Source organism: Sporosarcina obsidiansis, assembly GCF_009651005.1.
GTDB lineage: Bacteria > Bacillota > Bacilli > Bacillales_A > Planococcaceae > Sporosarcina > Sporosarcina obsidiansis.
Window position 1 is genome coordinate 91,228 of record NZ_WHVW01000008.1, and the last position, 24,981, is coordinate 116,208.

General features: G+C 42.5%; 19 protein-coding genes and 1 other annotated feature. Of the genes, 4 read left to right on the top strand and 15 right to left on the bottom strand.

What is annotated here, in order from left to right; genetic code table 11:
* Positions 1–264: 264 nt before the first annotated feature.
* Positions 265–915, bottom strand: a complete 651-nt coding sequence (mecA, locus tag GD002_RS08830; protein WP_153731994.1) for an adaptor protein MecA — start codon at positions 913–915, stop codon at positions 265–267.
* A gap of 229 nt (positions 916–1,144) precedes the next feature.
* A complete protein-coding gene (gene spxA / locus GD002_RS08835) occupies positions 1,145–1,543 on the bottom strand; it encodes a transcriptional regulator SpxA (RefSeq protein ID WP_009765721.1) in 399 nt (132 codons plus the stop codon).
* Positions 1,544–1,961: 418 nt separating this feature from the next.
* Positions 1,962–2,178: a binding site (T-box leader), on the top strand.
* 55 nt (positions 2,179–2,233) lie between these two features.
* Here spxA and trpS point away from each other — a divergent pair.
* A complete protein-coding gene (gene trpS / locus GD002_RS08840) occupies positions 2,234–3,220 on the top strand; it encodes a tryptophan--tRNA ligase (RefSeq protein ID WP_153731995.1) in 987 nt (328 codons plus the stop codon).
* A 455-nt stretch (positions 3,221–3,675) separates the two neighbouring features.
* Here the strand turns inward: trpS and fabF are convergent, their stop codons facing one another.
* Together fabF and GD002_RS08850 are read right to left on the bottom strand one after the other, a co-directional pair.
* Positions 3,676–4,911 carry a beta-ketoacyl-ACP synthase II gene (gene fabF, locus GD002_RS08845; RefSeq protein ID WP_153731996.1) on the bottom strand — a complete coding sequence of 412 codons (1,236 nt, stop codon included), beginning with the start codon at positions 4,909–4,911 and terminating at the stop codon, positions 3,676–3,678.
* Between the two features lie 46 nt (positions 4,912–4,957).
* On the bottom strand, positions 4,958–5,890 hold the full coding sequence (locus GD002_RS08850; RefSeq protein WP_153731997.1) for a beta-ketoacyl-ACP synthase III: 933 nt from the start codon (positions 5,888–5,890) through the stop codon (positions 4,958–4,960).
* A 178-nt stretch (positions 5,891–6,068) separates the two neighbouring features.
* Between GD002_RS08850 and GD002_RS08855 the strand changes: the two genes are divergently transcribed.
* On the top strand, positions 6,069–6,251 hold the full coding sequence (locus GD002_RS08855; RefSeq protein ID WP_153731998.1) for a YjzD family protein: 183 nt from the start codon (positions 6,069–6,071) through the stop codon (positions 6,249–6,251).
* Between the two features lie 65 nt (positions 6,252–6,316).
* Here the strand turns inward: GD002_RS08855 and GD002_RS08860 are convergent, their stop codons facing one another.
* The 4 genes from GD002_RS08860 to GD002_RS08875 form a co-directional block, all read right to left on the bottom strand.
* Positions 6,317–8,467, bottom strand: coding sequence for an ATP-dependent Clp protease ATP-binding subunit (locus tag GD002_RS08860; protein WP_153731999.1), 2,151 nt, complete (start codon positions 8,465–8,467; stop codon positions 6,317–6,319).
* Positions 8,468–8,636: 169 nt separating this feature from the next.
* Positions 8,637–9,116, bottom strand: a complete 480-nt coding sequence (gene rraA / locus GD002_RS08865; RefSeq protein WP_153732000.1) for a ribonuclease E activity regulator RraA — start codon at positions 9,114–9,116, stop codon at positions 8,637–8,639.
* A gap of 284 nt (positions 9,117–9,400) precedes the next feature.
* Positions 9,401–9,709 (bottom strand): metal-sulfur cluster assembly factor, encoded by a 309-nt coding sequence (locus GD002_RS08870; protein ID WP_153732001.1) that lies wholly within the window; start codon positions 9,707–9,709, stop codon positions 9,401–9,403.
* A 47-nt stretch (positions 9,710–9,756) separates the two neighbouring features.
* A complete protein-coding gene (locus tag GD002_RS08875; RefSeq protein ID WP_153732002.1) occupies positions 9,757–10,533 on the bottom strand; it encodes a serine aminopeptidase domain-containing protein in 777 nt (258 codons plus the stop codon).
* Between the two features lie 178 nt (positions 10,534–10,711).
* On the opposite strand from GD002_RS08875, the gene GD002_RS08880 reads away from it, so the two are divergent.
* Positions 10,712–11,551, top strand: coding sequence for a Cof-type HAD-IIB family hydrolase (locus GD002_RS08880; protein ID WP_153732003.1), 840 nt, complete (start codon positions 10,712–10,714; stop codon positions 11,549–11,551).
* Positions 11,552–11,585: 34 nt separating this feature from the next.
* The gene (locus tag GD002_RS08885) at positions 11,586–12,443 is read left to right on the top strand and encodes a DegV family protein (protein ID WP_153732004.1); all 858 of its coding nucleotides are present in this window, start codon (positions 11,586–11,588) and stop codon (positions 12,441–12,443) included.
* A gap of 52 nt (positions 12,444–12,495) precedes the next feature.
* Here the strand turns inward: GD002_RS08885 and GD002_RS08890 are convergent, their stop codons facing one another.
* The 7 genes from GD002_RS08890 to addB form a co-directional block, all read right to left on the bottom strand.
* Positions 12,496–13,947 (bottom strand): alpha-amylase family glycosyl hydrolase, encoded by a 1,452-nt coding sequence (locus GD002_RS08890; RefSeq protein WP_153732005.1) that lies wholly within the window; start codon positions 13,945–13,947, stop codon positions 12,496–12,498.
* Between the two features lie 208 nt (positions 13,948–14,155).
* Entirely contained in the window at positions 14,156–14,284 is a 129-nt protein-coding gene (locus tag GD002_RS18040) for a hypothetical protein (RefSeq protein WP_255425155.1), read from the bottom strand.
* Between the two features lie 33 nt (positions 14,285–14,317).
* On the bottom strand, positions 14,318–14,692 hold the full coding sequence (locus GD002_RS08895; protein WP_153732006.1) for a YisL family protein: 375 nt from the start codon (positions 14,690–14,692) through the stop codon (positions 14,318–14,320).
* Between the two features lie 98 nt (positions 14,693–14,790).
* Positions 14,791–15,690, bottom strand: coding sequence for a fumarylacetoacetate hydrolase family protein (locus GD002_RS08900; protein ID WP_153732007.1), 900 nt, complete (start codon positions 15,688–15,690; stop codon positions 14,791–14,793).
* Positions 15,691–15,745: 55 nt separating this feature from the next.
* On the bottom strand, positions 15,746–16,933 hold the full coding sequence (locus GD002_RS08905) for a DUF418 domain-containing protein (protein ID WP_153732008.1): 1,188 nt from the start codon (positions 16,931–16,933) through the stop codon (positions 15,746–15,748).
* Entirely contained in the window at positions 16,930–20,640 is a 3,711-nt protein-coding gene (addA, locus tag GD002_RS08910; RefSeq protein ID WP_153732009.1) for a helicase-exonuclease AddAB subunit AddA, read from the bottom strand. Before addA ends, GD002_RS08905 begins: the two co-directional genes overlap by 4 nt.
* A complete protein-coding gene (addB, locus tag GD002_RS08915; RefSeq protein ID WP_153732010.1) occupies positions 20,624–24,115 on the bottom strand; it encodes a helicase-exonuclease AddAB subunit AddB in 3,492 nt (1,163 codons plus the stop codon). Before addB ends, addA begins: the two co-directional genes overlap by 17 nt.
* Between the last annotated feature and the right edge of the window lie 866 nt (positions 24,116–24,981).

Sequence of the window (24,981 nt, forward strand, 5' to 3'; positions counted from 1 at the left end):
TCTAGTTACAGACTCTATTCGCAGAGTAATTCGTTAAGAGTAGCATGTGAGTGGTTCTGGTATCGCTACGGCGCTGGAGGATTGCCTTTCGCTAGTTTCTATCAGTTAAAAACAACATTTCTTTTCTTTCAATATCTATGTAAGAGAAGCGGGCTAGTAATTCTTCTAATATTAATTCTCCCCATTTTAGTTTATTCAATTATTTTAATGCATTCGTTGCACAATACAAAAAAGCTACCAGTTTATTGGTAGCTTTTCAGAGTGTTATGCAAAATATTTAACGATTTTAGCGAATACATCGGATTCCATTACGATTGTGCCGTATTCTTCTATCCGATGAATCGACATTTTAGACGGAACCCCATATTCAGTGACCATGCTGGCAATATCTTTTGCACGTTTTGTTTCGATGAGATTATAATCAAATCGCAAATTCAGATAGTAACGATCCTCAAAGGCATATAACTGAGTTTCAAAGTGATCTTCGAGCGAAACCATTTGTGAAGCTAATGGAATCGTCTCATCAATTTCATTGAATACAAACAATCTGTCTTTGACTTGCACTTCTTCCTCACTGTCCTCTTCCGTTTCATTGATTGCATCAAAGATCGGGTCGAATAATTCTTCAGGATCTTCGATGCCGAAAGGAAATTGTGAAGATTCTACATTTTTCGGCAGATGCGCTCGGGTTACAATCACTTCGATTCCCTCATTCATTGCATTCACCTGAATCCAAAGTGGTCCTTCTACTGCGAACTCTGTGTCATCACCCAGTTCATCCATCATATCCCAAAAAAGCTCTTCACTTTTTTCACGATTATACCAAACATCTTCCTTACTAAAACCACGATCTTCAATATCGCCATAAGAAAGATAAAACTTTACTGTGTTTTCGTTAATGCGCTCTATTTCCATCCCTTATCTCTCCCTTCTGTAGAACAGGCCCTTCCCTGTCTATAATAGTAAGTCACTTGCAATGCTTACTCATACTATATGTCGACCAAACCGATTTCGAAAGGGTTTATTTCAATTGCCTAAGCATTGAAGTGAAAATCCTAAAGGAATACAAGGGAAATTCAATTCAAAAAAGCTGATAGGCACAAATGTATCCAGTGTGTCATCCCTATCAGCTTTTGTATTCAGATTAGTTAACCATTCGCCGCGCTTCGAGCAGCTGATAGGCTCTAACTTTTCTCGGTAGGAAACGACGAATCTCATCTTCATTGTATCCTACTTGGAGTCTTTTTTCATCTAGAATGATTGGTCTTCTTAAAAGTCCTGGATGTTCTTGAATCAATTCATATAATCGTTGTAAAGGAAGACTTTCAACATCTACATTTAATTTTTGAAAAATCTTAGATCGTGTGGAGATTATCTCATCGGTACCATCTTCCGTCATACGGAGAATTTGTTTGATTTCTTGGATATTCAATGGTTCAGAGAAGATATTACGCTCTGTGTAAGGAATTTCATGTTCCTCCAACCATGCTTTTGCTTTTCTACAAGATGTACAACTAGGTGATGTATAAAGTGTGACACCCATTTATTGACACGTCCTTTCCCACGGCTTACGCTCATTTGGATTTGGTATATTTACATTTCAATTTAGAATAATTATAATTTATTTTTATACTACTTATTATACACATATTCATTCTCAATTAATATACTTTTTTAAAAAACTTATACAGAATTCCTACTATCGCAACATTCTTCAAAACTTTGACGAATCATGATGTTTTCTATGATAATTATACATCTTTTATTTTTATACCCAGGAATGAAATGGTTTAAACCTACTGCAAGTAATAAAAGGTATTCTCATTTAGATGAATTCTTAAACCTATACCTCTCTTATAATATAGTACGTACAGATGTACTGAAAGGTTTCATTTTGCTTCATAATTAGTAAAGAAAAGTTGCATTTGTGATGGTGACTCTATATAATTTTAAGCAATAAGTGAATGGCGATGAAGGAAAAAGTAATTTTGTAGCGGTTTTTAAAAGAGAGCTTGTCTTAGGTGAGAGCAAGCAAAATCGCACTAAATGAATGGGCTCCTGAGCTTGATGGATGAACAACAGTAGTTCGTCACGTATTCCCTCGTTACGGGATTTGAGCGGCTTTTAACGAAGCAATTCGGGTGGTACCACGGTTACTTTTCATCAATCGTCCCTTTTTATAGGGATGACTGGTGTTTTTTTATGCCAATTTTTCAAAGGAGGAACTATACTTATGAAAACTATTTTTTCGGGCGTCCAGCCAACAGGTATTATCACGTTAGGCAACTACATTGGAGCTTTCCGTCAATTTGTAGAGCTCCAAAATGAAGAGGACTGTATTTTTTGCATTGTTGACCAGCATGCCATTACTGTCCAGCAAGATCCTGACAACTTAAAAAGGGCGATCAAATCACTAGCCGCCACGTATATCGCAAGCGGAATCGATCCCAATAAATCCACTTTATTTATTCAATCGGAAGTCCCTGCCCACGCCCAAGCTGGATGGATCATGCAATGTATTTCATATATCGGTGAGCTAGAACGTATGACGCAGTTTAAAGACAAATCAGACGGCGCTGAAGGCGTGTCTGCAGCTCTATTGACGTATCCCCCTTTAATGGCTGCTGATATTTTACTGTATAACACGGATATCGTTCCTGTCGGTGAAGACCAAAAGCAACATTTGGAACTGACAAGAGATTTGGCTGAACGATTTAATAGCCGTTATGGCCAAGTATTGACCATTCCTGCCGTTCGTATTCCAAAAAACGGCGCCCGGGTAAAATCTTTGCAAGATCCTCTAAAGAAAATGAGTAAATCGGATCCGAATAAAAAGGCTACGATTTCTATTTTAGATACGCCAAAAGAAATTGAAAAGAAAATCAAGAGCGCTGTTACAGATTCAGAAGGTATCGTAAAATTTGATAGTATCAATAAGCCAGGTGTCTCTAATCTATTGACCATTGAGTCCTCACTAAGCGACTTATCCATCACTGATTTAGAGGCCAAATATGAAGGTCTTGGCTACGGTGCTTTCAAAGCCGGTGTAGCCTCAACGATTATCGACCATTTAGAAGAAATCCAACAACGCTATCATGAATTAATTGATTCACCTGAACTAGATTTGATTCTGGATCAAGGTGCCGAAAAAGCCCATGCGATCGCCTCAGTTACTCTCGAGAAAATGGAAGCTGCGATGGGCTTGGGACGCAGACGGTAAACAATAATAATATACTGGCTACGACTAGCATAGTGAAATCAGTTGATTGCAACATGAATAAAGCAATTTGCTGATAATCGTAACCTAGTGCTGAATAGTTCAAATAAAAGAGTAAATTGGCTATTGTAATCACTATGACGCAATAGCTAAATAGGAAGACCAAAAAACGTGTCAAAATGATCCTCGTCCTTTATCGTTTTCTTTTATCTTATGTTTGGTCACGGGGAATTAAGACGAGTCCGGTTACATGGACTTTTGGAAAGTGTTGTCCTATAAGTGCTAACAGTTGCAAGTGATGGTAACCAACTGGTTATCGTCACTTGTTTTTTTACTTTCTATAACAAAATAGTTGCTGGTGGAGTTGCAATATCTTTATGAGCGTTCATGAGCAAGACAAAATGAAAAGGCTGTCCCGTCATTTTATAATGACTTTCAGGACAACCTTGCATTTTGCATTATATTTTTTTAAATACCAAGGAAGCATTATGTCCGCCAAAACCTAAGGAATTACTCATGGCGTAAGTAATGTTTGCTTTACGAGCTTCATTGACTACGTAATCCAAGTCACATTCAGGATCCTTCGTTTCGTAATGAATCGTCGGTGGGATAATCCCTTCCTGCAATGCCTTTACTGTAAAGATTGCTTCAATACCGCCAGCCGCGCCGAGTAAATGACCTGTCATTGATTTAGTCGAACTCATCGCTAATTTATACGCATGGTCGCCAAACACTGATTTGGCTGCCATCGTCTCAAATAAATCATTATAAGGCGTACTCGTCCCATGTGCGTTAATATAATCAATTTTCGTTGGCTCAATCTCCGCTTTATTCAGCGCTTGTACCATTGCCCGTGCGCCGCCTTCACCGCCTGGTGCGGGCGCTGTGATATGGTGTGCATCTCCAGTAGAACCATAGCCCACAATTTCCGCATAGATCTTAGCTCCACGGTTGACCGCATGTTCGTACTCTTCTAAGATCAGAATCCCAGCACCTTCTCCCATTACAAATCCGTCACGGTTCTTATCAAATGGACGGGATGCCTTCTCAGGATCTTCATTCAGTGATAGAGCCGTGCTGGCAATGAAACCTGCCACTGCAAGGGATGTTATTGGTGCTTCTGTTCCTCCAGTAATCATTACATCTGCGTCTCCACGAAGGATAACTTCGAATGCATCTCCAATCGAGTTCGTACCGGAAGCGCAAGCAGTCACTGAACACGAATTGATCCCTTTTGCTCCTGTAATAATTGATACTTGCCCTGACGCCATATCGGGAATCATCATCGGCACGAAAAATGGACTGACTCGTCGATAGCCCTTTTCAAGAAATGTGTTGAATTGCGTTTCATGCGATTCCATTCCACCAATACCTGAGCCAATCCAGACACCCGTGCGGAGCGCCAACTCATCATCCAGCTCAAGTTCCGCATCTTTCATTGCCATCAAGGCTGAAGCGACAGCATAGTGTGTGAAACGATCCATTTTACGGGCATCTTTACGTGAAACATATTGTTCAATGTCAAAACCTTTGACCTCCGCCATCACACGAACTGGAAATTTCTCTTGATCCAATCGTGTCATGATATCGATGCCGGATTTTCCTTCTACAACTGCTTTCCATGAATCTTCCGCGGTATTCCCTACTGGTGAGACTCCACCGATTCCCGTTACCACTACGCGTCGTTTTTCCAATTTCAAACTTCCTTTCTATCATCAACTTTTTAGTTAAGGTTATTGTTTACTTACCCCATTTTATACATAAGGCACCCCAAGTCAAGCCGCCACCGAATCCGACCAAGACTACCACGTCATCATCTTTAACACGTCCTTCAGCCAGATCATCCGTCAATGAAATCGGTATGGACGCTGCAGAGGTGTTGCCATATTTATGAACAGATTTAGACATCTTTTCTACAGGCAGGCCTAGACGTTCACGTGAAGCTTCCATAATTCGAATATTTGCTTGATGTGGGACTAAATAATCGACATCATCCTTTGAAAGACCTGCCTTTTCAGCGACAGAAAGAGCAGACTCTCCCATTTGGCGAACAGCAAACTTAAACACTTCACGACCATTCATTTCAATAAATTCTTTATGACATAGATGTTTCCCACCTGATCCATCCGCACCGAGTTCGAATGAAAGAATTCCTCTACCTTCACTAACTTTACCTACGACTGTAGCACCGGCCCCATCTCCAAATAAAACAGCCGTATTCCGATCTTCCCAATCTACTATTTTAGATAATTTTTCTACGCCAACGACTAAGACATACTCATAAGCACCTGACTCTACAAATTGCTTCGCTGTCACAACACCATAAATAAATCCTGCACATGCTGCAGAAACATCCATAGCTGCTGCATTCTTCGCACCTAAACGTTCTTGTATCATAGTAGAAACCGAAGGAAACGTGTAATCTGGCGTTACAGTCGCCACTAAGATGAGACCTAGCTGATCCGGACGTATATTTGCCGATTCAAGTGCTTCTTTCGCTGCTTCATAAGCCATATCTGATGTATTGGTTTCATTATCCGCAATTCTCCGCTCTTCAATACCTGTGCGTGAACGAATCCATTCATCGGATGTATCTATACGTTTCTCTAAATCTTCATTCGTTAAAACAGTTGGCGGGACATATTTCCCCAAACCTAGAAGCCCTGCTCTCATATTATCTACCCCGTTCCTTGTTATCTAATATTAGTACCTGGTGTTAATTATAAAAGAACATTACTCATTTTTCAATATTAGGACACGTTTTCGTCAAAAATAACGTGTATTATCATTTCATCGTTTTCATTGGCTATGGTATGATGTATTGTGAAATAGACTAGTCGAGGTGAAAATCATGCACTATATTATGACATTTGTTTGGTCATTCCTATTAGTTTCTATGTTGAACTATGTTGCAGGTTCAATTGTAGGTGCTGAATTTGATTTTATGGCGGGCGTTACCGTCTCTGTTGTTTTGGCTATAATTGTACTCATTATTACAGCAATTATTCCTAACGATGCTCCAGCAGACGTGTAAGAGAAGCTACAAAAAGCGTAAGAACTGTACCTAGTTCTTACGCTTTTTCATATACAAACTTTCGATTACTTACTGACCTGAACAACCACTTGTCCATCATCCATCGTTAACTGTATCTGTTCACCTTCCTGCAACCCGCCTTTGATCACTTCCTTGGCCACCTTGGTTTCAACATATCGCTGAATAAATCGTTTCAACGGCCGTGCACCGAAGTCCGCGTCAGCACCTTCCGTCACAATCCAATCCACTACACTGCCATCATACACTAACGTAACATCTTGCTTTGCCAGACGCTCTGTTAAATCTCCTAACATTTTTCGCGTAATTGATCTAAATGAATCAGTTGTTAAGGCATGGAAAATAATAATATCGTCCATTCGGTTCAATAATTCTGGTTTAAAATGCCGACGCAGTTCTGCCATGACCAGGTCTTCCTTCGCGTGATCTGAATCTTCGAGGTCTTCTTCTACTAAATAAGCGGAACCGATATTCGATGTCATGATGACGACCGTATTGGTAAAGTTCACTAGGCGACCTTGACTATCTGTAATGCGACCATCGTCCAGAATTTGCAGTAAAATATTAGCTACATCTGGATGAGCTTTCTCGATCTCATCCAACAATACAACGGCATATGGATTTCGGCGAACCGCTTCAGTTAATTGGCCGCCCTCTTCGTAGCCAATATACCCGGGAGGTGCTCCGACTAGTCGCGACACACTGTGCTTCTCCATATACTCCGACATATCAATCCGCACAAAATGATCTTCCGAATCAAATAAAGTGGCAGCTAATGTTTTGGCCAATTCCGTTTTCCCTACCCCCGTCGGACCTAAGAACAGAAACGATCCAATTGGTTTATTCGGATCTTGAATCCCTGCACGCGCACGCCAAACGGCTTCTGTCACTAGTTGTACCGCATTATCCTGTCCGATGACCCGTTCTTTCAACGTTTCATGCAAACGCAGTAATTTTTCACGCTCTCCTTCCACGAGCTTCGTTACAGGAATACCTGTCCAACGTGCCACGATGGAGGCTATTTCCTCTTCCGTCACTTCCTCACGCAATAAGCGAAGATCCTGACTTCCTTCTAAGGGGGATTCCATTGCTTTTAATTCTTTTTCCAGTTCAGGAATTTTTCCATATTGCAGTTCAGCGGCTTTATTCAAATCAAAACTGCCTTGCGCTTCTTCTAGTTCGCGACGATACTTATCCAATTCTTCCCGTTTGCTTTGAATCGTTTTCAATGCAGCTTTTTCCTGATCCCATTGCGCCCGCATATCTTTTGAGGAATCTTTTAATTGTTGTAATTCCTCCCGCAAGGTGACAAGACGTGATTGGCTCATTGAATCTTTCTCTTTACGCAATGCTTGTTCCTCAATTTCAAGTTGCATGATCCGACGCGTGACTGCATCCAGTTCTTGCGGCATCGAATCAATTTCTGTTCGGATCATTGCGCTTGCTTCATCAATTAAATCAATGGCTTTATCCGGCATAAACCGTTCTGTTAAATAGCGATCTGATAAAGTAGCCGCTGCGACCAATGCACGGTCATGAATACGCACCCCGTGATGCAATTCAAAACGCTCTTTTAGCCCACGCAAAATCGAAACCGTATCCTCAACAGACGGCTCTCGGACCATCACTTGTTGGAAACGACGCTCAAGCGCAGGATCTTTCTCGATATACATTCGGTATTCATCAAGAGTGGTCGCCCCGATACAGTACAACTCCCCTCGTGCAAGCATCGGTTTCAACATATTCCCTGCATCCATTGCGCCTTCCGTTTTCCCAGCACCGACAATTGTATGAATTTCATCAATGAACAGTATGATTTGTCCATTGCTGTCTTTCACTTGCTTAAGCACACCTTTTAGACGTTCTTCAAATTCACCGCGATATTTTGCTCCTGCAATTAACGCACTCATATCCAGTTCGAAAATTTGACGGTCTTTTAATCCTTCTGGCACATCACCTTTCACAATACGTTGTGCCAATCCTTCAACGATTGCCGTTTTACCAACACCTGATTCTCCGATCAAAACTGGATTATTTTTTGTTTTCCTAGATAAAATCCGTATAACATTTCGTATTTCTTCATCCCGACCAATGACCGGATCCATTTTTCCGTTTTTCACTTCTTCCACAAGATTACGACCGAATTGCTCAAGTGGGGAGCGCTGATCTTCTTGAACACCATCCATACGCATAAACATCCACCTTCCGTTTATTTGACTTTGACTATCTTTGATTAACTAAATTATAAGCTATTTTTAAGTAGAAGTACATTAATTTGCTTCCATAAAAAAGAGAAGTTATGTAAGTTTTTGATCAGCTATCTTCGCATTGAAAAGCCACTTGCATGGCGCAAGCGGCTGAGTTTTCTTATACTAATTTTCTTGGTGCGACGACAACTCCATCTTCATCTGCATAGACATAATGTCCAGGTGTCCATTCGACATTGCCGAAATAAAGAACTTCATCGCGTTGCCCCTCGCCTCGCTTAATACTTTTCACCGGCATACTCCCGATCGCCATTACACCAATATTTTGTGTTCCTAGATCAGCTGTGTCCCGAGCACAACCATAAATGATGACGCCCGCCAACTTTCTTTCTTGTGCAATTTCACCGAGCATATCCCCCATTAATGCACAGCGTCTGGAACCTCCGCCATCTACTACTAGCACATGTCCTTCTGGAATCGTTTGCAACGCTTCCTTTACTAAGACATTGTCTTCAAACACTTTCACTGTCGAAATTGGACCAGAAAATCGCTTATGCTTTCCATAAGAATTAAATTCTATGGTACACACTTGCAATTCCTCCATAAAATCATCACATAAATCTGCTGTTTTCACTGACATACTTCCCATTCCCCCTATTTGGTACTGTTTATTCCTGCCATATCATATGTATTCGACAAAATCTTGTAGTTCCTTCTTTTATGTGGGAAATTGTTTTTGTTTGAGAAGGTTTGGATCGGTCCTACATGACTTTCGCGCGGTTCGAAGGTGGTTTGGATCGGTACGACTCGACTTTCGCTCGGTTCGAAGAGGGTTTGGATCGGTCCGACTCGACTTTCGCGCGGTTTACCTAGTCCCTACAACATAAAAAAACCACACCACCAGCGGTATGGTTAAAATAATGATTATCGAACGCCTAGTGCCATTTTTGCATAGCGCGACATATTTTCGCGCGACCATGGTGGATTCCAAACGATATCCACTTCCACTTCTTTCACTTCTGGAAGTTCCATTAACTCCTGTTTGATGTTCGCTACGATTTGCGGACCCATCGGACAGCCCATAGACGTTAACGTCATCGTAATTTTGGCTACTCCTTCATCAAGTAGCTCTGCATTATAAACTAACCCTAAATTGACAATGTCAACTCCAAGCTCTGGGTCAATTACATTTTCTAACGCACCCATCAGGTAATCTTTTATTTCTTCGCTCATCGGAATGCTCCTCTCTGTTGTGTAGTAAGTTCATCTTATCAAACATACTACCTGTCATTCAAATGCTGTGCAAGCCAATTGACTGCTGCAAGCATACCTGAACGTGAAACCGAATGGCCCGCTTCCTCTTCTGGCATCCAACTTAGACGCTCTGGGCACTCTTGATAATCTTGCTGCATCTCATGATAAAACTCTTTCGTCAGTTCAAATGGCACTAAACTATCCTGTTCACCATGCCACATAAATATCGGACGGTGATTTAGCCTGCTTGGATTTTTAGACAGATCCACTCTCTCCAATGCCGTGAAAAGTTGCTCACGCTCAGCAAGCGTCACCGGTAAAGTTCGACCGCCTCGTTCAGCATAGGCAATCTGTCCTTTCGCTAAACGTGTAAACGCAGGAGATCCCATCATAATAGATGCTGCATCAATCCAACCGTAGCTTGCCAAACAACCAAATGTAGTGATTCCTCCCATTGAAGTACCCCCGATTCCAACAGGCGTACGATCATCTAGTAATTGACGTTCCTTTAATTCCTGATGAATCAATGCTAATTCTTCAATTGAACCTAACACAATTTCCCAAAAGTGAAGTTGCAAATGAAATTCATCGACTGCTTCTGCACGTTCCCCATGCAACTTGGCATCTGGCAAAATCACCCGAATCCCCTGCTTTGCCAAATTATAGGCATAATGCAAATTATGTTCTTTCGCGCTCATAAAACCATGAAAAAACACCACAACAGGAATAGGCTCTTGCTGTCTTTTCTCTTCCACGATATGGAGTACAGGGATATGCTGCCATTGTTCCGAACGAATAATCATTCAAATTCCTCTTTTCCAACGATTGTATACTGTTATTTTAGGATAACAACATTTTCCGTAGAAGACAAAAACTTCGCCTTATCCTTCGATTCTTTGACTTACTTGCCTCACTAACGATAAACTATGAAGATATAATGAACTGTCTTGACAAAAACAATACAAAATAGGAGAGGTTTTGTTGAAACCACATTTAATCGTTTTAGACTTAGATGGAACTTTATTGACAGATGAAAAAGTAATATCACCAAAGACTGAAGCAACGTTACGACAAGCGGCCTCTGAAGGGCATCATCTCATGATAGCTACGGGGCGTCCATATCGGGCAAGTGAAGTATATTATCATCAGCTTGGTTTAACTACACCCATTGTCAATTTTAATGGTGCCTTCGTTCACCATCCAGTAGACTCATCATGGAAGACCATTCATGAAACCATTGCCCTGCCAATTGTCAATGAAGTAGTAGAAGCAATGCAACAATTTCCTGTAGAAAATATCGTAGCCGAAGTGATGGATGATGTATATGCCCAATATCATGATGAACGATTTTTAGATATTTTGACCTTTGGTAATCCACAAATTACAGAGGGCGACTTGCGGAGATCTTTAAAAACGGACCCAACTAGTTTATTAATTCAAGCAAACGAACTAACGATTGACCCTATTCGTCAGCATCTAGAGGATATCCATGCTGAAGTCATCGATCATCGCCGCTGGGGAGCTCCTTTCAATATTGTAGAAATCGTACGGCATGGCTTGAATAAAGCAGTAGGGATACATGCTGTCTCTAATTGGCTTAATATCCCAAAGGATCGTATCATTGCATTTGGAGATGAAGACAACGATTTAGAAATGATCGACTATGCAGGCGTCGGCGTAGCAATGGGCAACGCCATCGATCGCTTAAAGTCCATCGCAGACGAAGTAACTACTTCTAATAATGAAGACGGGATCTCGCATATTCTAGAGGAACGACTTTCTTTACAGAAGGGAAAACTTAATACGAATAGCAGTTCTTGATGGAGAAAAATATATGTGTTCAGGGGGAAATTCTATGAAAATTTTTGCTGACAGTGCGTGTGACTTGCCAAAATCCTTCTTTGAAGAACAGGAAGTAGAGTTATTTCCGCTAAGCGTCCTACTAAATGGTAAAGAGTATGAGGACATCGTAGAAATTCATTCAAAAGAAGTGTTTGATGCGATTCGCCAAGGACATCAACCAAAGACTTCACAAGCCTCACCCGACATGCTAATGAAAGCTTGGAAAGACTTAGCCGAATCAGGTGAAGATGGAATTTATATCGCATTCTCTTCACAACTTTCAGGAACCTATCAAACTGCCGTCATGACTAGCGATCAAGTAAAAGAAGGCAATCCATCGATGAATCTTGTACTTATAGATTCACGTTGCGCTTCATTAGGGTATGGTCTATTGGTTAAAGAAGCTGTTCGGTTGCGCAAAGAAGGATTGAATGTCCGAGAAATCGAACGAAAAATTCGTGCCATGGCATCCCATATGGAGCATTTATTTACAGTGGAAGACTTAGATTATTTAGCGAAGGGCGGTCGCGTTTCGAAAGCCAGTGCTTTTTTTGGCGGTCTTCTCAACATTAAGCCCTTACTTCACGTAGAAGGTGGAAAATTAGTACCTATCGAAAAACATCGGGGTCGTAAAAAAGTATTCCGGCGAATGATCGAAATGATGGAAGAACGCGGAAACCATCTCGAAGAACAAACGATTGCAATAAGCCACGGAGACGACGAAGCGACGGCATTAGAATTCAAAGCAATGATTGAAGAAGTCGTCCAGCCGAAAGCAATCGAAATTCACCAAATTGGGTCCGTCATCGGCTCTCATGCGGGACCCGGAACTATCGCACTATTCTTCTTAAATAAAGTCAGTTCTTCATAATACACATGCAAAAAGCCAGTCTGCACAAATGCGGACTGGCTTCTTTTTGTACTTATTCTTTTGATTGCTTTTCTTTTAACGCTTCATCTCTTCGACGTTGTCTTCCTTTACGCAAGACTGCGAATAAAAATGATAGGAAAAGTATATAGACTAGTGCAGAAGCAATTAAATAAGGGGTATTAAACCCTTCATCATCTTCCACGATATAAATCTCTGCTAACTCCCGATCTAAGACGACATGGTATTCTCCATCTTTTGTTTCCTTGATCAAGTCTTGATCAAGCACACCACGTAGCTTTTTCTTCTCTCCAATTATGGATGGGTCAATTTCTAAACTTTGGAGTTCTGACGTATTATTAATCGCAATGATCCACTTTTCCTTTTCGGAAGATCGTTCGAACACAGTAAATCCATCTTGATTGTGCAATATCTTAAAATCACCAGATCGCAACGTTTCCGACTCATTACGTAACTGATTGAGATTTCCAATCCAATCTTTTAATTCCATATCGGTCTTAAAATTAAAGAGTGGGTGTGTATCCGGTGCTTCTTTCCCGTTGACAGCTATTTCTGTAGCATAGGTCACTAACGGCACACCCGGCAAAGTAAATAGTGCGGTTGTGGCGGCCTTCCAACGAGTGGGCGGAAATTGGCGCAATTCTACCATTTTATATGTGAAGCGTTCCCCCATCAAATCATCGAACTGCAATAATCCTTTTTCATCTTCATTCGAAAATCTATCCAATGAAGATGAATCTGGGTTCACTTGGACGTATGCATTTTGGATAGCCTGATCACGTTCTTCAGCCGGTGCACTGTCAAATGCAGCTTCACTCGGTTGGTTGGTAATAACATACAGACCTTCGCGTGCTTCTTTTAATGCAGCAATCAGGTCATTAAGAAAATTTGTGTCTGCCTGATCGAGATTCGTCAAACGAATTCCATCGATTTCATAAGTCTTCACAAATTGTATAGCTGCATCCATAACCTGCTCTTGTACTTCCGCCTTACGTAGATCCCAATCAATCGTTCCGTCATTAGTTGGAATCGTTGGGAGTTGATTCGCCCATATATGGTCAGAGCTGACACCACCAAGCGGAAAATCTGTCATGATCTTCAATTCATTGTCATGCATTTCTTTGATCAATCCTGTAAATTCCTCTTCAGTTCCGAAATGCGGTTCAATTTCCGAATAATCGAGTACTTGCTTACCGTCATAAGACGCCGTGCTGAAAACAGGCCCAACGGAAATCATCGTAAACTGCATATCGATCAAGTGCTGCAATCTATTGATAATTCCAGCAAAGTCCCCTCCATTAAAGGCATTGAGGTCTTTTGTATCAACATTTATATCATTCGTTCCTAAGCCGTTATTGAAACGGTCAACGAGCAAATCATAGATACTTTCTTGACTGAAAGATGGCTCGGTATCAGCATATGTGATCGGTTGAGCTATGGATAGGGCAAGCATACATGCCGCCAGTAGTCCGATGATTCGTTTCACTATAGTATATCCTCCTTACGCAAACTCTTTTATTAGTTTATCAAACGGCTGATCACTGTGCCATTCTTTCTTCTTAAAACGTCTATTGCCATTTGTAAATAGGGCAATCTTGTGAAATACAGCTACTCGAACAGTATGTAAGCAAACAAAAAACAGAGGATAGAATTTTGTGGATTCTTCCTCTGCTTGTAAAGCGCCTTACATTTCTTCAATTGTCGTCATCTGAAAAAAAATCAGGCTCTTGTTGTCTTCGCGAACTGACAAAGACGGAGATTGCAAATAGCGCTATCAATGAAAGGACAACGATTAAAAATACCCATCCGGTCTGTGTTGCCATTTGCTCTCCCCCTCGCCAAATTTTCATTCCAACTTACGCTAAAAAGTCGAAACCTAGTGGAAGTTTGAATCCAACAAATAAAGTAGCTAGCAAGAACACGATGAATAAGATCCACATAAGACCTGTATTCTTTCCTTTGTTTCCACGGACCAATGTCATTTCCATAAAACCAATCGTGAAAAGTCCTAATACGAATTTAATTCCGTATAGCATGGAGTTAAGACCCATATGCGTAAAGAATAATGCGGCTCCTGACACGATAATTAAAATGTAGAACAAACGCAAAATCATATGTGCGATTTTTTTCCCTTTCGTTCCAGAAGCCATACTAGCGGACACTAGAAAGAGAACGATCCCCACTACCCAAGTTAATATATGAAAGTGGGTCGTATCTGTTAAAAATCCCAATCTTGACACCTCATTTTATTATAGTCGATTGATATGCTACCATAATTTCCAAGCGACTACTATTCTATTGCTCATGATAACTACATCGCAAATAAATTTTATTCGAATCGGTTCACTAATGTACCAATTCCTTCAATCGAAACCTTTACCGTATCGCCCTTTTTGAGGAAAGTAGGCGGGTTCATTCCTTTACCTACGCCAGCAGGAGTACCTGTCAAAATCACATCGCCTGGTTCCAATGTAACGTATTTGGATATTTCTGCAATCAACTCGTCAATTTTGAACATCATGGAAGATGTATTACCATTCTGACGAACTTCATCGTTCACTTTCGTCACAACTGATAGATTGTGTGGGTTTGGAATTTCGTCCTTCGTTACGACATACGGGCCCATTGGACACGTGCCGTCTAGACTTTTACCTAAGAAAAACTGCTTATGATCCGCTTGCACATTCCGCGCTGTTATATCGTTCGCAATTGTATACCCAAACACATAATCATAGGCTAGTTGTTTCGGAATGTTTTTACCTGTTTTACTAATGACGACTGCAAGTTCTCCCTCGTAATCTAGAGAATCTGTCACTTCACTATGAATGGATAGTGTTTGCTCATCTGCTGCAATTGCGGTAGGTGACTTTGTAAATAACATGACTTTTTCAGGAGGTGCTTCTGCTCCCATTTCTTGTGCATGTTCGGCATAATTCTTCCCTACGCACATTACATTTTTAGGCGTACGAGGAATAGGTGCTAGCCACTCGACATCCGTAAATGCGTGTTTAAATTGCCCTGCATTTCCTTCCGCTTCGGTTTTCTCCACGAGTTTACGAACCATTTCCACAAAATCCATGCCAAGGGACACGGCTTCGATCATCGTCTTCGGAAAATTTGCTTGCTGTTGTGCTTGTGCCATTGCCAGCACATTCCAAACTGCTTCCTCACGTTTCACTTTTGGTCCGAATAAAGTATGTCCTTCGTAACGAAATGACAATAGTTTCATTTGAATGCCCAACCCTTTCCATGTGTATTCACATACTACTATGTTACGACAAAATCTATCCTTTTTCCTCTTTATTGCCGAAATTCTTTCCGTAGGACAACCTTTTCCAAATAGATTCCAATGGTCCCATTCTAAATTTCGACAACCAAATCTGCGCTGCAATCATTTGGATCACAAAAATACCAATCGCCAGCCACGTTCCTGTCACTATATCTACTTTACCATAGAGACCCGCGCCATATGAATAGAAAATCAGTGTAGCAATGATAGATTGCATAATATACGTCGTGAACGCCATTCTACCAATCGTTGCAAATGGCTTTGTTACGATCTTCAAAAATGGAATTTGCCATAGCAGCATAAACAGCGCGACGTATCCAATCGTCAAAATCGGGCCACCAAATGTAGATTGCACGAGATAAATATTCTCGAATTTTGGACCATCAATATAGGGCATACTCTTGAGTAAGATACCTAAAGAGATACAGACGATCATGGTCACGACTAACTTCCATTTCATTGCATACATGTTCTCGATAATTTTCCATTTAGAAAATGCAGCACCGAGCATCATCAACGGTAAAATAACGAAAATCGCTGTAATTAATCCAATCACCCCGTACGTGAACCATTCACTCATTCTATACATAAAAATTTCAATAAATGTACCGTGCGCATAAGCAGAAATCGCCAACTCAATTTGCTGAATATCTACAAATCCGTCGAGCAGTGAATTGGGATTAATTTTTCTACTGATCAAAGTAAAAATATACAGTAGCGATGATGGCACAATATACAAAACAAGCGCCAATGAAAACAGCCATTTTTTCGGTATACGAACAAGCGCGATCATTATAAAGCCCATGATGGCATACGTAAACAAAATATCCCCAAACCAAATCAGAAGGGCATGAAAGATTCCAAAAACGAGCAACCAGCTCATGCGCCGTGCCATGAATGGCGCAAACGGCGTCTGGTTTTTTAGCGATTTTTCATACTGCATATTCAGACCGTATCCGAATAACATCGCAAACAAAGGATAAAAACTTGCCTCAATAAACACATCAATAAAATGGAAAGCCGACTGATCACCCGGTGTAGAGAACCACGTATATGGATCCATGTACGCATAGGGCGAATGAAAGTGCAGCATATTCGCAATAAAAATTCCTAGTAAAGCCAGACCTCTGAGAAAATCAAGTCCATCGACCCGCTCTGTTAGAGGTGTTGGAGTTAATTTCAAACCAATTCCTCCTGTAATGTAATGATTTTCGCTCCATCAAACAAATATAGGAGCATCTCTTTAATTTCAATCGACAAAATTGATTCTAATACGTTCTTATACAAATTTAACTGCGTACCGTAGCGCTTCTGCATTTCATTCGCCACGGCTACATCCGAATGAAATCCTCTGACCTGGTCCGTCTTATAATCAATCAACACCCAGTCTCCTTCTTCATGAAACAAGCAGTCGGCAATACCTTGCAGTAACTGGAACTCACCTTTTTCTGCCGGCAACGCATAAGTAAATGGCATTTCACGTAACACTTGATCTGCCTGTTGCAGACGCTTACCTAAAGGGGTCTGGTAAAACTGAACAATTGCTTCTACATCGATCACTGCTGCTTCCTCTTTCGTCAAAAGCTCACGTTTCTTTAGCTCTTCTACGAACTGTGCAGCCGAAATCTCATCCAATGGCTGTGCTAAATCGATGTGTTGCATTACCGTGTGCATGGCGCTGCCAATTTCCGCTTTCGTCAATGATCGTTGCTGTAAAAATGAGGGACGATCATGTAGAAAGGAAGGACTACTCGCTACGTCAGGTTGCATTTCTTCAAACGGATCGGCATCTCCCCGTTCTAGCTCCAATAGTGCAATCCGCTTTAGCTCACTAACTGACTGCTTCGAAGGCATCTCTACAGCATGCTCAAACGGATAGCGAGTATCAAAACGGCTGCGCACTAGTTCAACTAGTTGAGGATCTACCATGTCAGTAGACCCAACATCCATCGGAATCCAATCATCGACTTTCACCGATTCTGTGCCATGGAAAGCAGAAAATGGATACGCATTCACTTCCCATTTAGACGGATCGTCCAGTAACTCTCCACCCACAGCCTTGCCAAACTTACAGAATGCCATATGCCGAGCAATGGCGGGACCAATCCAATCTAAGTAGCCACCTGCTCGTGAACGTTTGTACTCGGGTAAAGGCGCAGAAGGATCAAGCAATTGAGCTTCTTGCCACTGATTCATCGTTTTTTCAATATCTTTCACAGAGGCAACCAATTCCAAATGCTCTTTAGCTCGCGTCATCGCGACATAAAGCACCCGCATTTCCTCTGCACGCATTTCTAGTTCCTTCTTCTCTTTCACCGCTAAAAAAGGCAGCGAAGTGAATGTAATTCGCTTATCGGGATCAATCGCCTTTACGGCCAATCCAAAATGCTGGTCAAATAAATATGGTTGATGAAAGTCCATTTTATTGAACGGACGGCCCATCCCTGCGAGAAATACATAAGGAAATTCCAGCCCTTTTGATGAGTGAATCGTCATGATGCGCACAACATTTTCTTTTTCACTCATGAAACGCGCTTCGCCCAGATCATCTCCGCGCTTGCGCATCCGATCGACGAATCGCAAGAAACGGAAAAGTCCTCGAAATGATGTCTTTTCATACGCCAATGCACGATCATGTAGCGCACGCAAATTCGCTTGACGCTGTTTACCATTCGGCAATATCCCGACCATTTCGTAATAATACGTGTCCTGATAGACTTTCCAGATCAGTTCTGACAGTGAGCCATGTCGCGCCAAATTTCTCCAATCTTCTAAACGCAAGAAAAAGCGTTGAAGTTTTTCCTGTGTCACTTGCTCCATACCGGCACCACCCGTTTGAATGAACGCTTGAACGGCTTCGTAAAACGGTGCATTGCGCTTAGACAAACGAATTTGGGCCAATTCATTTTCCGTCACACCGACAAATGGAGAGCGTAATACAGAAACGAGTGGTATATCTTGATATGGATTATCGATGACACGTAGCGTATTCAGCATAATCATCACTTCAATGGCGTCGAAATAACCAGAAGATAATTCCACGTAAACGGGAATGCCTGCCGCTTTCAGTTCATCTGCAATTTCACTTGACCAAGTCATCGAACGCATCAAAATGACAATATCCCGATATTCCAAAGGGCGTTTCTTTCCACTGAATGCATCCGCCACTTGCTCTTGATCCACCTGCCACTGCTTAATTTTCTGAGCAATAAATCGTGCTTCCGCCTGTGATTTCTTCAGTTCCTGTTGCGTTTGCTGCTCCTCTGAAAACTCCATATCCTCTTCATTCTCATACAAAATCGTCAACCCCGCGGATACTTCTTTCTCGGGATATTGCGCTCCATATTTCAGTGCGGCTGCATCGTCGTACTCTATTTCTCCAACACGTGCACCCATGATCTGCCTAAAAATAAAGTTGGTCGCATCGAGCACTTCCTCACGACTTCGGAAATTCGCATTCAAATCAATTTTCAATCCTTGATCTAAAAAGTCTTCCTCAAATCGTTCGTACTTCCCTAAGAACAAGCCAGGTTCAGCGAGACGAAAACGGTAAATCGACTGTTTGACATCGCCAACCATAAACAAGTTTCCGTCCGTCTCATTGCCTTTCTTGATGAGTTGAAGAATAGCTTCTTGTAAAAAGTTTACGTCCTGATACTCGTCCACTAACACTTCAGCAAAACGATTCTGATAATCGATTGCAATATCGGAAGGAACAAGCTGTTCATCCTCTTCTTTTGACAGAATCTGTAGGGCATAATGTTCCAAGTCTGAAAAATCAACGAGCCCTCTCTCTTCCTTGATCGACTGATAGCGAGTAGCAAAATCATTCACTAAATCGACTAACGTATGCATTAAAGGAGCCATTAGCCGAATTTCTTCGAGAAGCCTCGCTGGCGTCCGCGTAAAATACGTCTCTTTCAATGAAGTAACAATCTTTTTCACAGAATCGCGCATCGCCTTGCCACGCTTGGCCAGCTCTTCATCACATGAATCTTTTTTTATCGTTCCTGCTTTAAACCACGTCAACGTCTGAAAATACGCATAGGCATCTTCCCATTGACCATTCACGACGTAGTCAATCGCACCGTCAATCCAGGCCTCATCCGCTTTCGCCGTAGCAAGAAGTGGTAAAGGACCTTCATTCATTTCAGCTAGGCGTTGCAAATCTTGCGCTACCGTCTTGGCTTCTTCCAATGTATGCCGAATCGCTAATTTCAGTGGCTCAATGAATGACAATTCGTCGATCGTCACATGATCACCTATTTCATACTGCCGCGGGATCATCTGTAGCCACTCAGCAGGATTCGGATGAACACGTGAATAATCATAGAGTCGGTCGATTAATGTCTCGATCGCCTGGTCATTACGATCTGCTGTGAAGCTATCACTTAATCGGTAGATTTCTTCGGGATTTGGCTTGCTATAGGTGTCTTCCAATATGATGGCAATCGTATCATCACGTAAAATGGCAGCTTCCGTAGGGTCAGCGATTCGGAATCCCGGATCGATATCCAATACATAAGAATATTGCCGCACGACTTGCAAACAGAAGGAGTGCAAGGAAGAAATCTGTGCTTTATTTAACAAGTTTAGCTGTCTGCGCAAGTGAACAGAAGACGGATCACGCAATATCGCCTCCTCAAGTGCGCTCGCCATCCGATGACGCATCTCTGCAGCCGCTGCATTTGTAAAGGTCACGACTAGCAACTGATCAACATCAATCGGCTTGTTTACGTTCAACACTTTTTCAATCATTCTCGTAATGAGGACCTTGGTTTTTCCTGATCCTGCGGCAGCAGAGACGAGGATGTCTTTACCTGACGCATGAATCGCTTTCCATTGTTCATCTGTAAACGTCTCATGTGGTGGCTTAGCGGGAATTTTCATCGTTGTCTACCTCCTTCCGCATTTTTTCTAATGATTCTTCCGGTTTATATGCTGCGTATTGTCGTTCAGGCTGTGTCGGGTCCGTCCGGTCAAATTGACAAATAGACTGATAAGAGCAAAACTGGCACGGCATCTGTTCTTTCAAACGATATGGATAAACTCGTGTATCACCGGATAGCATGGCATTTCCAGCTTGCTGGTGTTTTTTTCGAACGAATGAACGCATCATCGTCAAGTCTTCCGGTGCAATAACCTTCGACGTTGAATAAAACGAACCGTCTTTCTTCAAACGGGCAGGTATGACAAGCGACTCACTTTCGATATTCTCATCCATTGCCAACGCCACTTCTGAATCCTCAACTATATAACCTTGCATTTTATACGATTTCAGCAGTTCTTTCTCCACCGCATCCTCTGTCAGCTCTTTTGTCAGACGAAGCATTGGATTATGCACATACATATAAAGCACACCTGCAGGATCTGCATATACACCAAGCCAATCTTGCGCGTGTTCCAGTGCCACGTCTAAATACGTCAGCATCTGCAAGGATAAGCCATAATACACTTCTGTTAGATCGAGCGCACGAGCTGAAGATTTATAGTCGACTACACGTAAAAATGTCTGATCATCCTTTTGCATCGTATCTACCCGATCAATTCGTCCTCTAATTTTCATCTGTTGACCATGTTTCAAATGAATTTCTAATGGTGGAATCTCTTCATTCGGTCCAAATCCCGCTTCAATCGCAATCGGTGTAAAGCGTGAGTTACGAGCTTGCGACTGCAAAGCACGGATCGTCCGTTGGATAATTTGCATGAGCTTTCGTTGAATATACGCGTAACGTTGACTGGACAGCAAAATCCGATGGAAAAACTTCGGTGTCAGTGCCTCTATCGCTTCCCGTCCGAGCTGCCAGCACTGTTCTTTCGTCAGCGTTGCCCATGACAACCCTTGGCGCATCACTTCGTCAGACACCCATTTCAGCGCAGCATGGAATAAATCACCGATATCAGGAGCCTCCAATTGAAATTCAAAACGTTCCTGTAAACCGAGACCATACGTCGTGAAATGTTGGAAAGGACAACTATAATACGACTCGATCCGAGAGACACTTGTCGTGAATTCCGAACCATATAAACCAGTTGTCAGTTGCGGATCGAGCATTTCGGTTTTCTGTCGTTTCAATGCAGGTTGGACGATCGATTGAATGATAGAGGACCAAAGCGGATCTTCTTTATAATAAGCGAGCACGGCCTGCCACTCTGGTGCGATCTCTTCTTGAGAATTCGCTTGTCTCATGACACGTACGGCATAAGACAACGCGACTTCAGGGTGCTCGATATAGTTCATCTTATTTTCAGAATCAGGTAATTCTGTTGGTTCAATGACTGCTAATTCGACCGGAATGCCAGATGAAATCTGGTGCAACCTCGGGATGTACAGAGAAGGAATAAGTGCCTTGCCTTCTTCGTCAGCAATTGGATAACTCACGATTAGCCGCTCACTTGCACCAGTAAATGCACGATAGACCATATAAGATTCACGCATGAGCTGCATTTTGGATGTGGGAGCTAATGTAATCCCAAGTTCCATAAATAATTCCCGATCATTATCGGAGAGCAAGCCTTCCTGATCACTTCGTAGCGGTAAGACCCCTTCATTCGCTCCGAGCACGAATACAGATTCGATATCCATTGAATTAAACAGCTCTACCGTCGTGACACTCACTTGATCGAGAGCAGGTGGAATGAGTTTGAACTCCAGCGTATCAAACCCCTCATCCAAAATTTTAATCGCTTCTGCAATCGGCAGCTCCTTGTCACCAAACATCAAAACGAATTGGTCCAACACGTTAATCCAACTGTTCCAGGCTTGTTCATGCTCAGCAGCAGCGCGCAGTCGTTGTTCCTTCTTCTCTTCCAATTGAAGCTCCACGATCTTGTCATAAACGTTCAGAGACTCCATCGTAAAGAACAGTGCTTCCGCAACATCTCGTCCCGTCACCGCTCCTTTCAGCTTGTCTTCTAGCTGCATAAGTGGTTGGCGAATCATATCTCGAGTCTCTGCATATTCTGCTTGCATCGCGAGTTCTTCATCGGTCTGGACCGGACGGATCATTTCTAATCCACGGTAGCGACTGACCTTCCAGCGTTCTTCATCATGCCAACGAAAACTGCCGTGGATACCTTTAGCCAGCACGAAATTCTCCAGTCGATCTGCCCGTTCCCGCCATATTTGCTTATTCTCATTAGAAGGAAAGAACAAATCCGTTTTAACTGCACGGAATACAGCTTCATACGACCAATCCGTCCGAACCGCTTCCAGCAGCGAACGCGCAAACTCAATGAGCGGATGGTGAAGCATCGATTTCTTTTGGCTAATAAATACTGGAATATCATATTGCGAGAAAATTGTCTGGATCAATTCATCATAAACGTCAGGCTGTCTATAGACGATCGCCATGCCGCGATATCGTTTGCCCTCTCGCATCAGTTTTCGGATAGAACGAGCCACCGCATGCACTTCTGCCCGTCGATTTGTCGCTTCAATCAACTGGATATGTCCCTCTGCTTCTCTTGCAGCAGGCGGATAGCGATCAAATTGAGCTTCGAGATGGCTCAATTCTTCGTTCGCAAAACGCTTCATTTCCGTAAGATGAATTTGTTCTTCGATGTCGACCGATTCACTGTAAGCAAGTTGTTGGAGAGTCGTATATTGTTGTTCTGCCGTATAAAACAATTCATGTTCTCCGCTATGCAATTTCTCTTCCATCGGCAGTACCACGGTGACACGTTTCGCAAACTTCATTAATTGGTTGATGATGTTGTACTCCTGCGTCGTAAAATCCCCGAAGCCATCAACATAGACAGACGCATCCTTCAATAAATTTGCATGTGGTATCTGCTCCGCTAGTGCCGTTAGCTGGCCTTCACTATCCATATACGTCGTGCCGAGTCGTTGTTCTATTTTTCCGAGCAACAGCTGCAAATCATGTGCCTTATCTAGCAAAATTCTAGGTGCTTGTTTGTCTTCGAGTAAGACCGTTAGTTCAGCAAATGATGCTTGATCGATACAGTATTTACTGAATTCTTTCATCACATCACTGATCTGCTCGGCAAACCCATTTTTCGAAGCCGCCTGTCGAAACAGCTTAAACGATTCTTTATTTTCTTCAAGCACACTGCGCACGAGCATCCGGTAGCCAAAACTATCGACTTCTTCTCGTGTAATGCCACCGACTTCTTGAAGAACACGCCAAGCCAGCCGTTTAAAAGTCAGTACTTGCGCGCGGATCATTCCTGTTAATCCAAACTTAACGGATAAACTATATTCCATCGAATAAGACAACTGATCGGGTACAATTACTATGATCGGAGCCCCCATCGGTCGTTCTTTCAATTCTTCTGCAATTTCCTGCTCAATAAATGTAGTCTTTCCAGTACCAGACCGACCTGTAACAAAGCGTAACGACATCCTTCTCTCTCCTTTCAGAAACATTAAAATTTTCATCATAACAAGTGCTAGAAAGCTTGATAGTAAGTGCTAAGGAAGTCTGCACTCCGGGTGGACGCTTTCCGTGGGGCGTGCGGTGAGCCTCCTCGTCGCTTTGCTCCTTGCGGGGTCTCACCTTCACGCTGATCCCACAGGAGTCGCCACCCTGCGTTCCAATCCCTTTGTAGAGTGTGTGAAAGTTTACTATTACCTTCTTTATAATGTTTTTTAAAAAAGCTTAGAATTATAAAAGACGTTTCCTTTTCCATATAAAAGAAACTAACTAGCAAAGGGAGAAACAGCGGTCGAAACAACACCAGTTCCATACACCATGCACACTAAGCAGAAGATCACGTAAATTAATCTAGTGACAAAGTGGAATGATTACGCCCAAAGCTTACCAATAACCAGCGGAGGCGCAACTGCGGGGTCGGCCGAAGCCAGGAGACAACGAGCGCTCTTTGCTGGTTGGCTCCTGGCGAAAGGCAATCCCCCAGCGCCGCAGCGGTACCAGGACCACTCACCCACACTCAAAGAAGATCACGTAAACTAATCCATAACAAAGTGGAATGGCTACGTCCAAAGCTACCCATCACCAGCGGAGGCGCAACTGCGGGGTCGGCCGAAGCCAAGAGACAACTAGCGCCCTTTGCTGGTTGGCTCTTGGCGGGAGGCAATCCCCCAGCGCCGCAGCGGCAACAGGACCACTCACCCCACACTCAAAGAAGAAGATCACGTAAACTAATCCATAACAAAGTGGAATGGCTACGCCCAAAGCTACCCATCACCAGCGGAGGCGCAACTGCGGGGTCGGCCGAAGCCAAGAGACAACTAGCGCCCTTTGCTGG

Excerpts from the sequence above, each read along its gene's own strand:
- mecA (WP_153731994.1), bottom strand. The coding sequence starts at position 915 with ATGGAAATAGAGCGCATTAACGAAAACACAGTAAAGTTTTATCTTTCT.
- spxA (WP_009765721.1), bottom strand. The coding sequence starts at position 1,543 with ATGGGTGTCACACTTTATACATCACCTAGTTGTACATCTTGTAGAAAA.
- trpS (WP_153731995.1), top strand. The coding sequence starts at position 2,234 with ATGAAAACTATTTTTTCGGGCGTCCAGCCAACAGGTATTATCACGTTA.
- GD002_RS08850 (WP_153731997.1), bottom strand. The coding sequence starts at position 5,890 with ATGAGAGCAGGGCTTCTAGGTTTGGGGAAATATGTCCCGCCAACTGTT.
- GD002_RS08855 (WP_153731998.1), top strand. The coding sequence starts at position 6,069 with ATGCACTATATTATGACATTTGTTTGGTCATTCCTATTAGTTTCTATG.
- GD002_RS08860 (WP_153731999.1), bottom strand. The coding sequence starts at position 8,467 with ATGTTTATGCGTATGGATGGTGTTCAAGAAGATCAGCGCTCCCCACTT.
- rraA (WP_153732000.1), bottom strand. The coding sequence starts at position 9,116 with ATGTCAGTGAAAACAGCAGATTTATGTGATGATTTTATGGAGGAATTG.
- GD002_RS08870 (WP_153732001.1), bottom strand. The coding sequence starts at position 9,709 with ATGAGCGAAGAAATAAAAGATTACCTGATGGGTGCGTTAGAAAATGTA.
- GD002_RS08875 (WP_153732002.1), bottom strand. The coding sequence starts at position 10,533 with ATGATTATTCGTTCGGAACAATGGCAGCATATCCCTGTACTCCATATC.
- GD002_RS08885 (WP_153732004.1), top strand. The coding sequence starts at position 11,586 with ATGAAAATTTTTGCTGACAGTGCGTGTGACTTGCCAAAATCCTTCTTT.
- GD002_RS18040 (WP_255425155.1), bottom strand. The coding sequence starts at position 14,284 with ATGGCAACACAGACCGGATGGGTATTTTTAATCGTTGTCCTTTCATTG.
- GD002_RS08900 (WP_153732007.1), bottom strand. The coding sequence starts at position 15,690 with ATGAAACTATTGTCATTTCGTTACGAAGGACATACTTTATTCGGACCA.
- addA (WP_153732009.1), bottom strand. The coding sequence starts at position 20,640 with ATGAAAATTCCCGCTAAGCCACCACATGAGACGTTTACAGATGAACAA.
- addB (WP_153732010.1), bottom strand. The coding sequence starts at position 24,115 with ATGTCGTTACGCTTTGTTACAGGTCGGTCTGGTACTGGAAAGACTACA.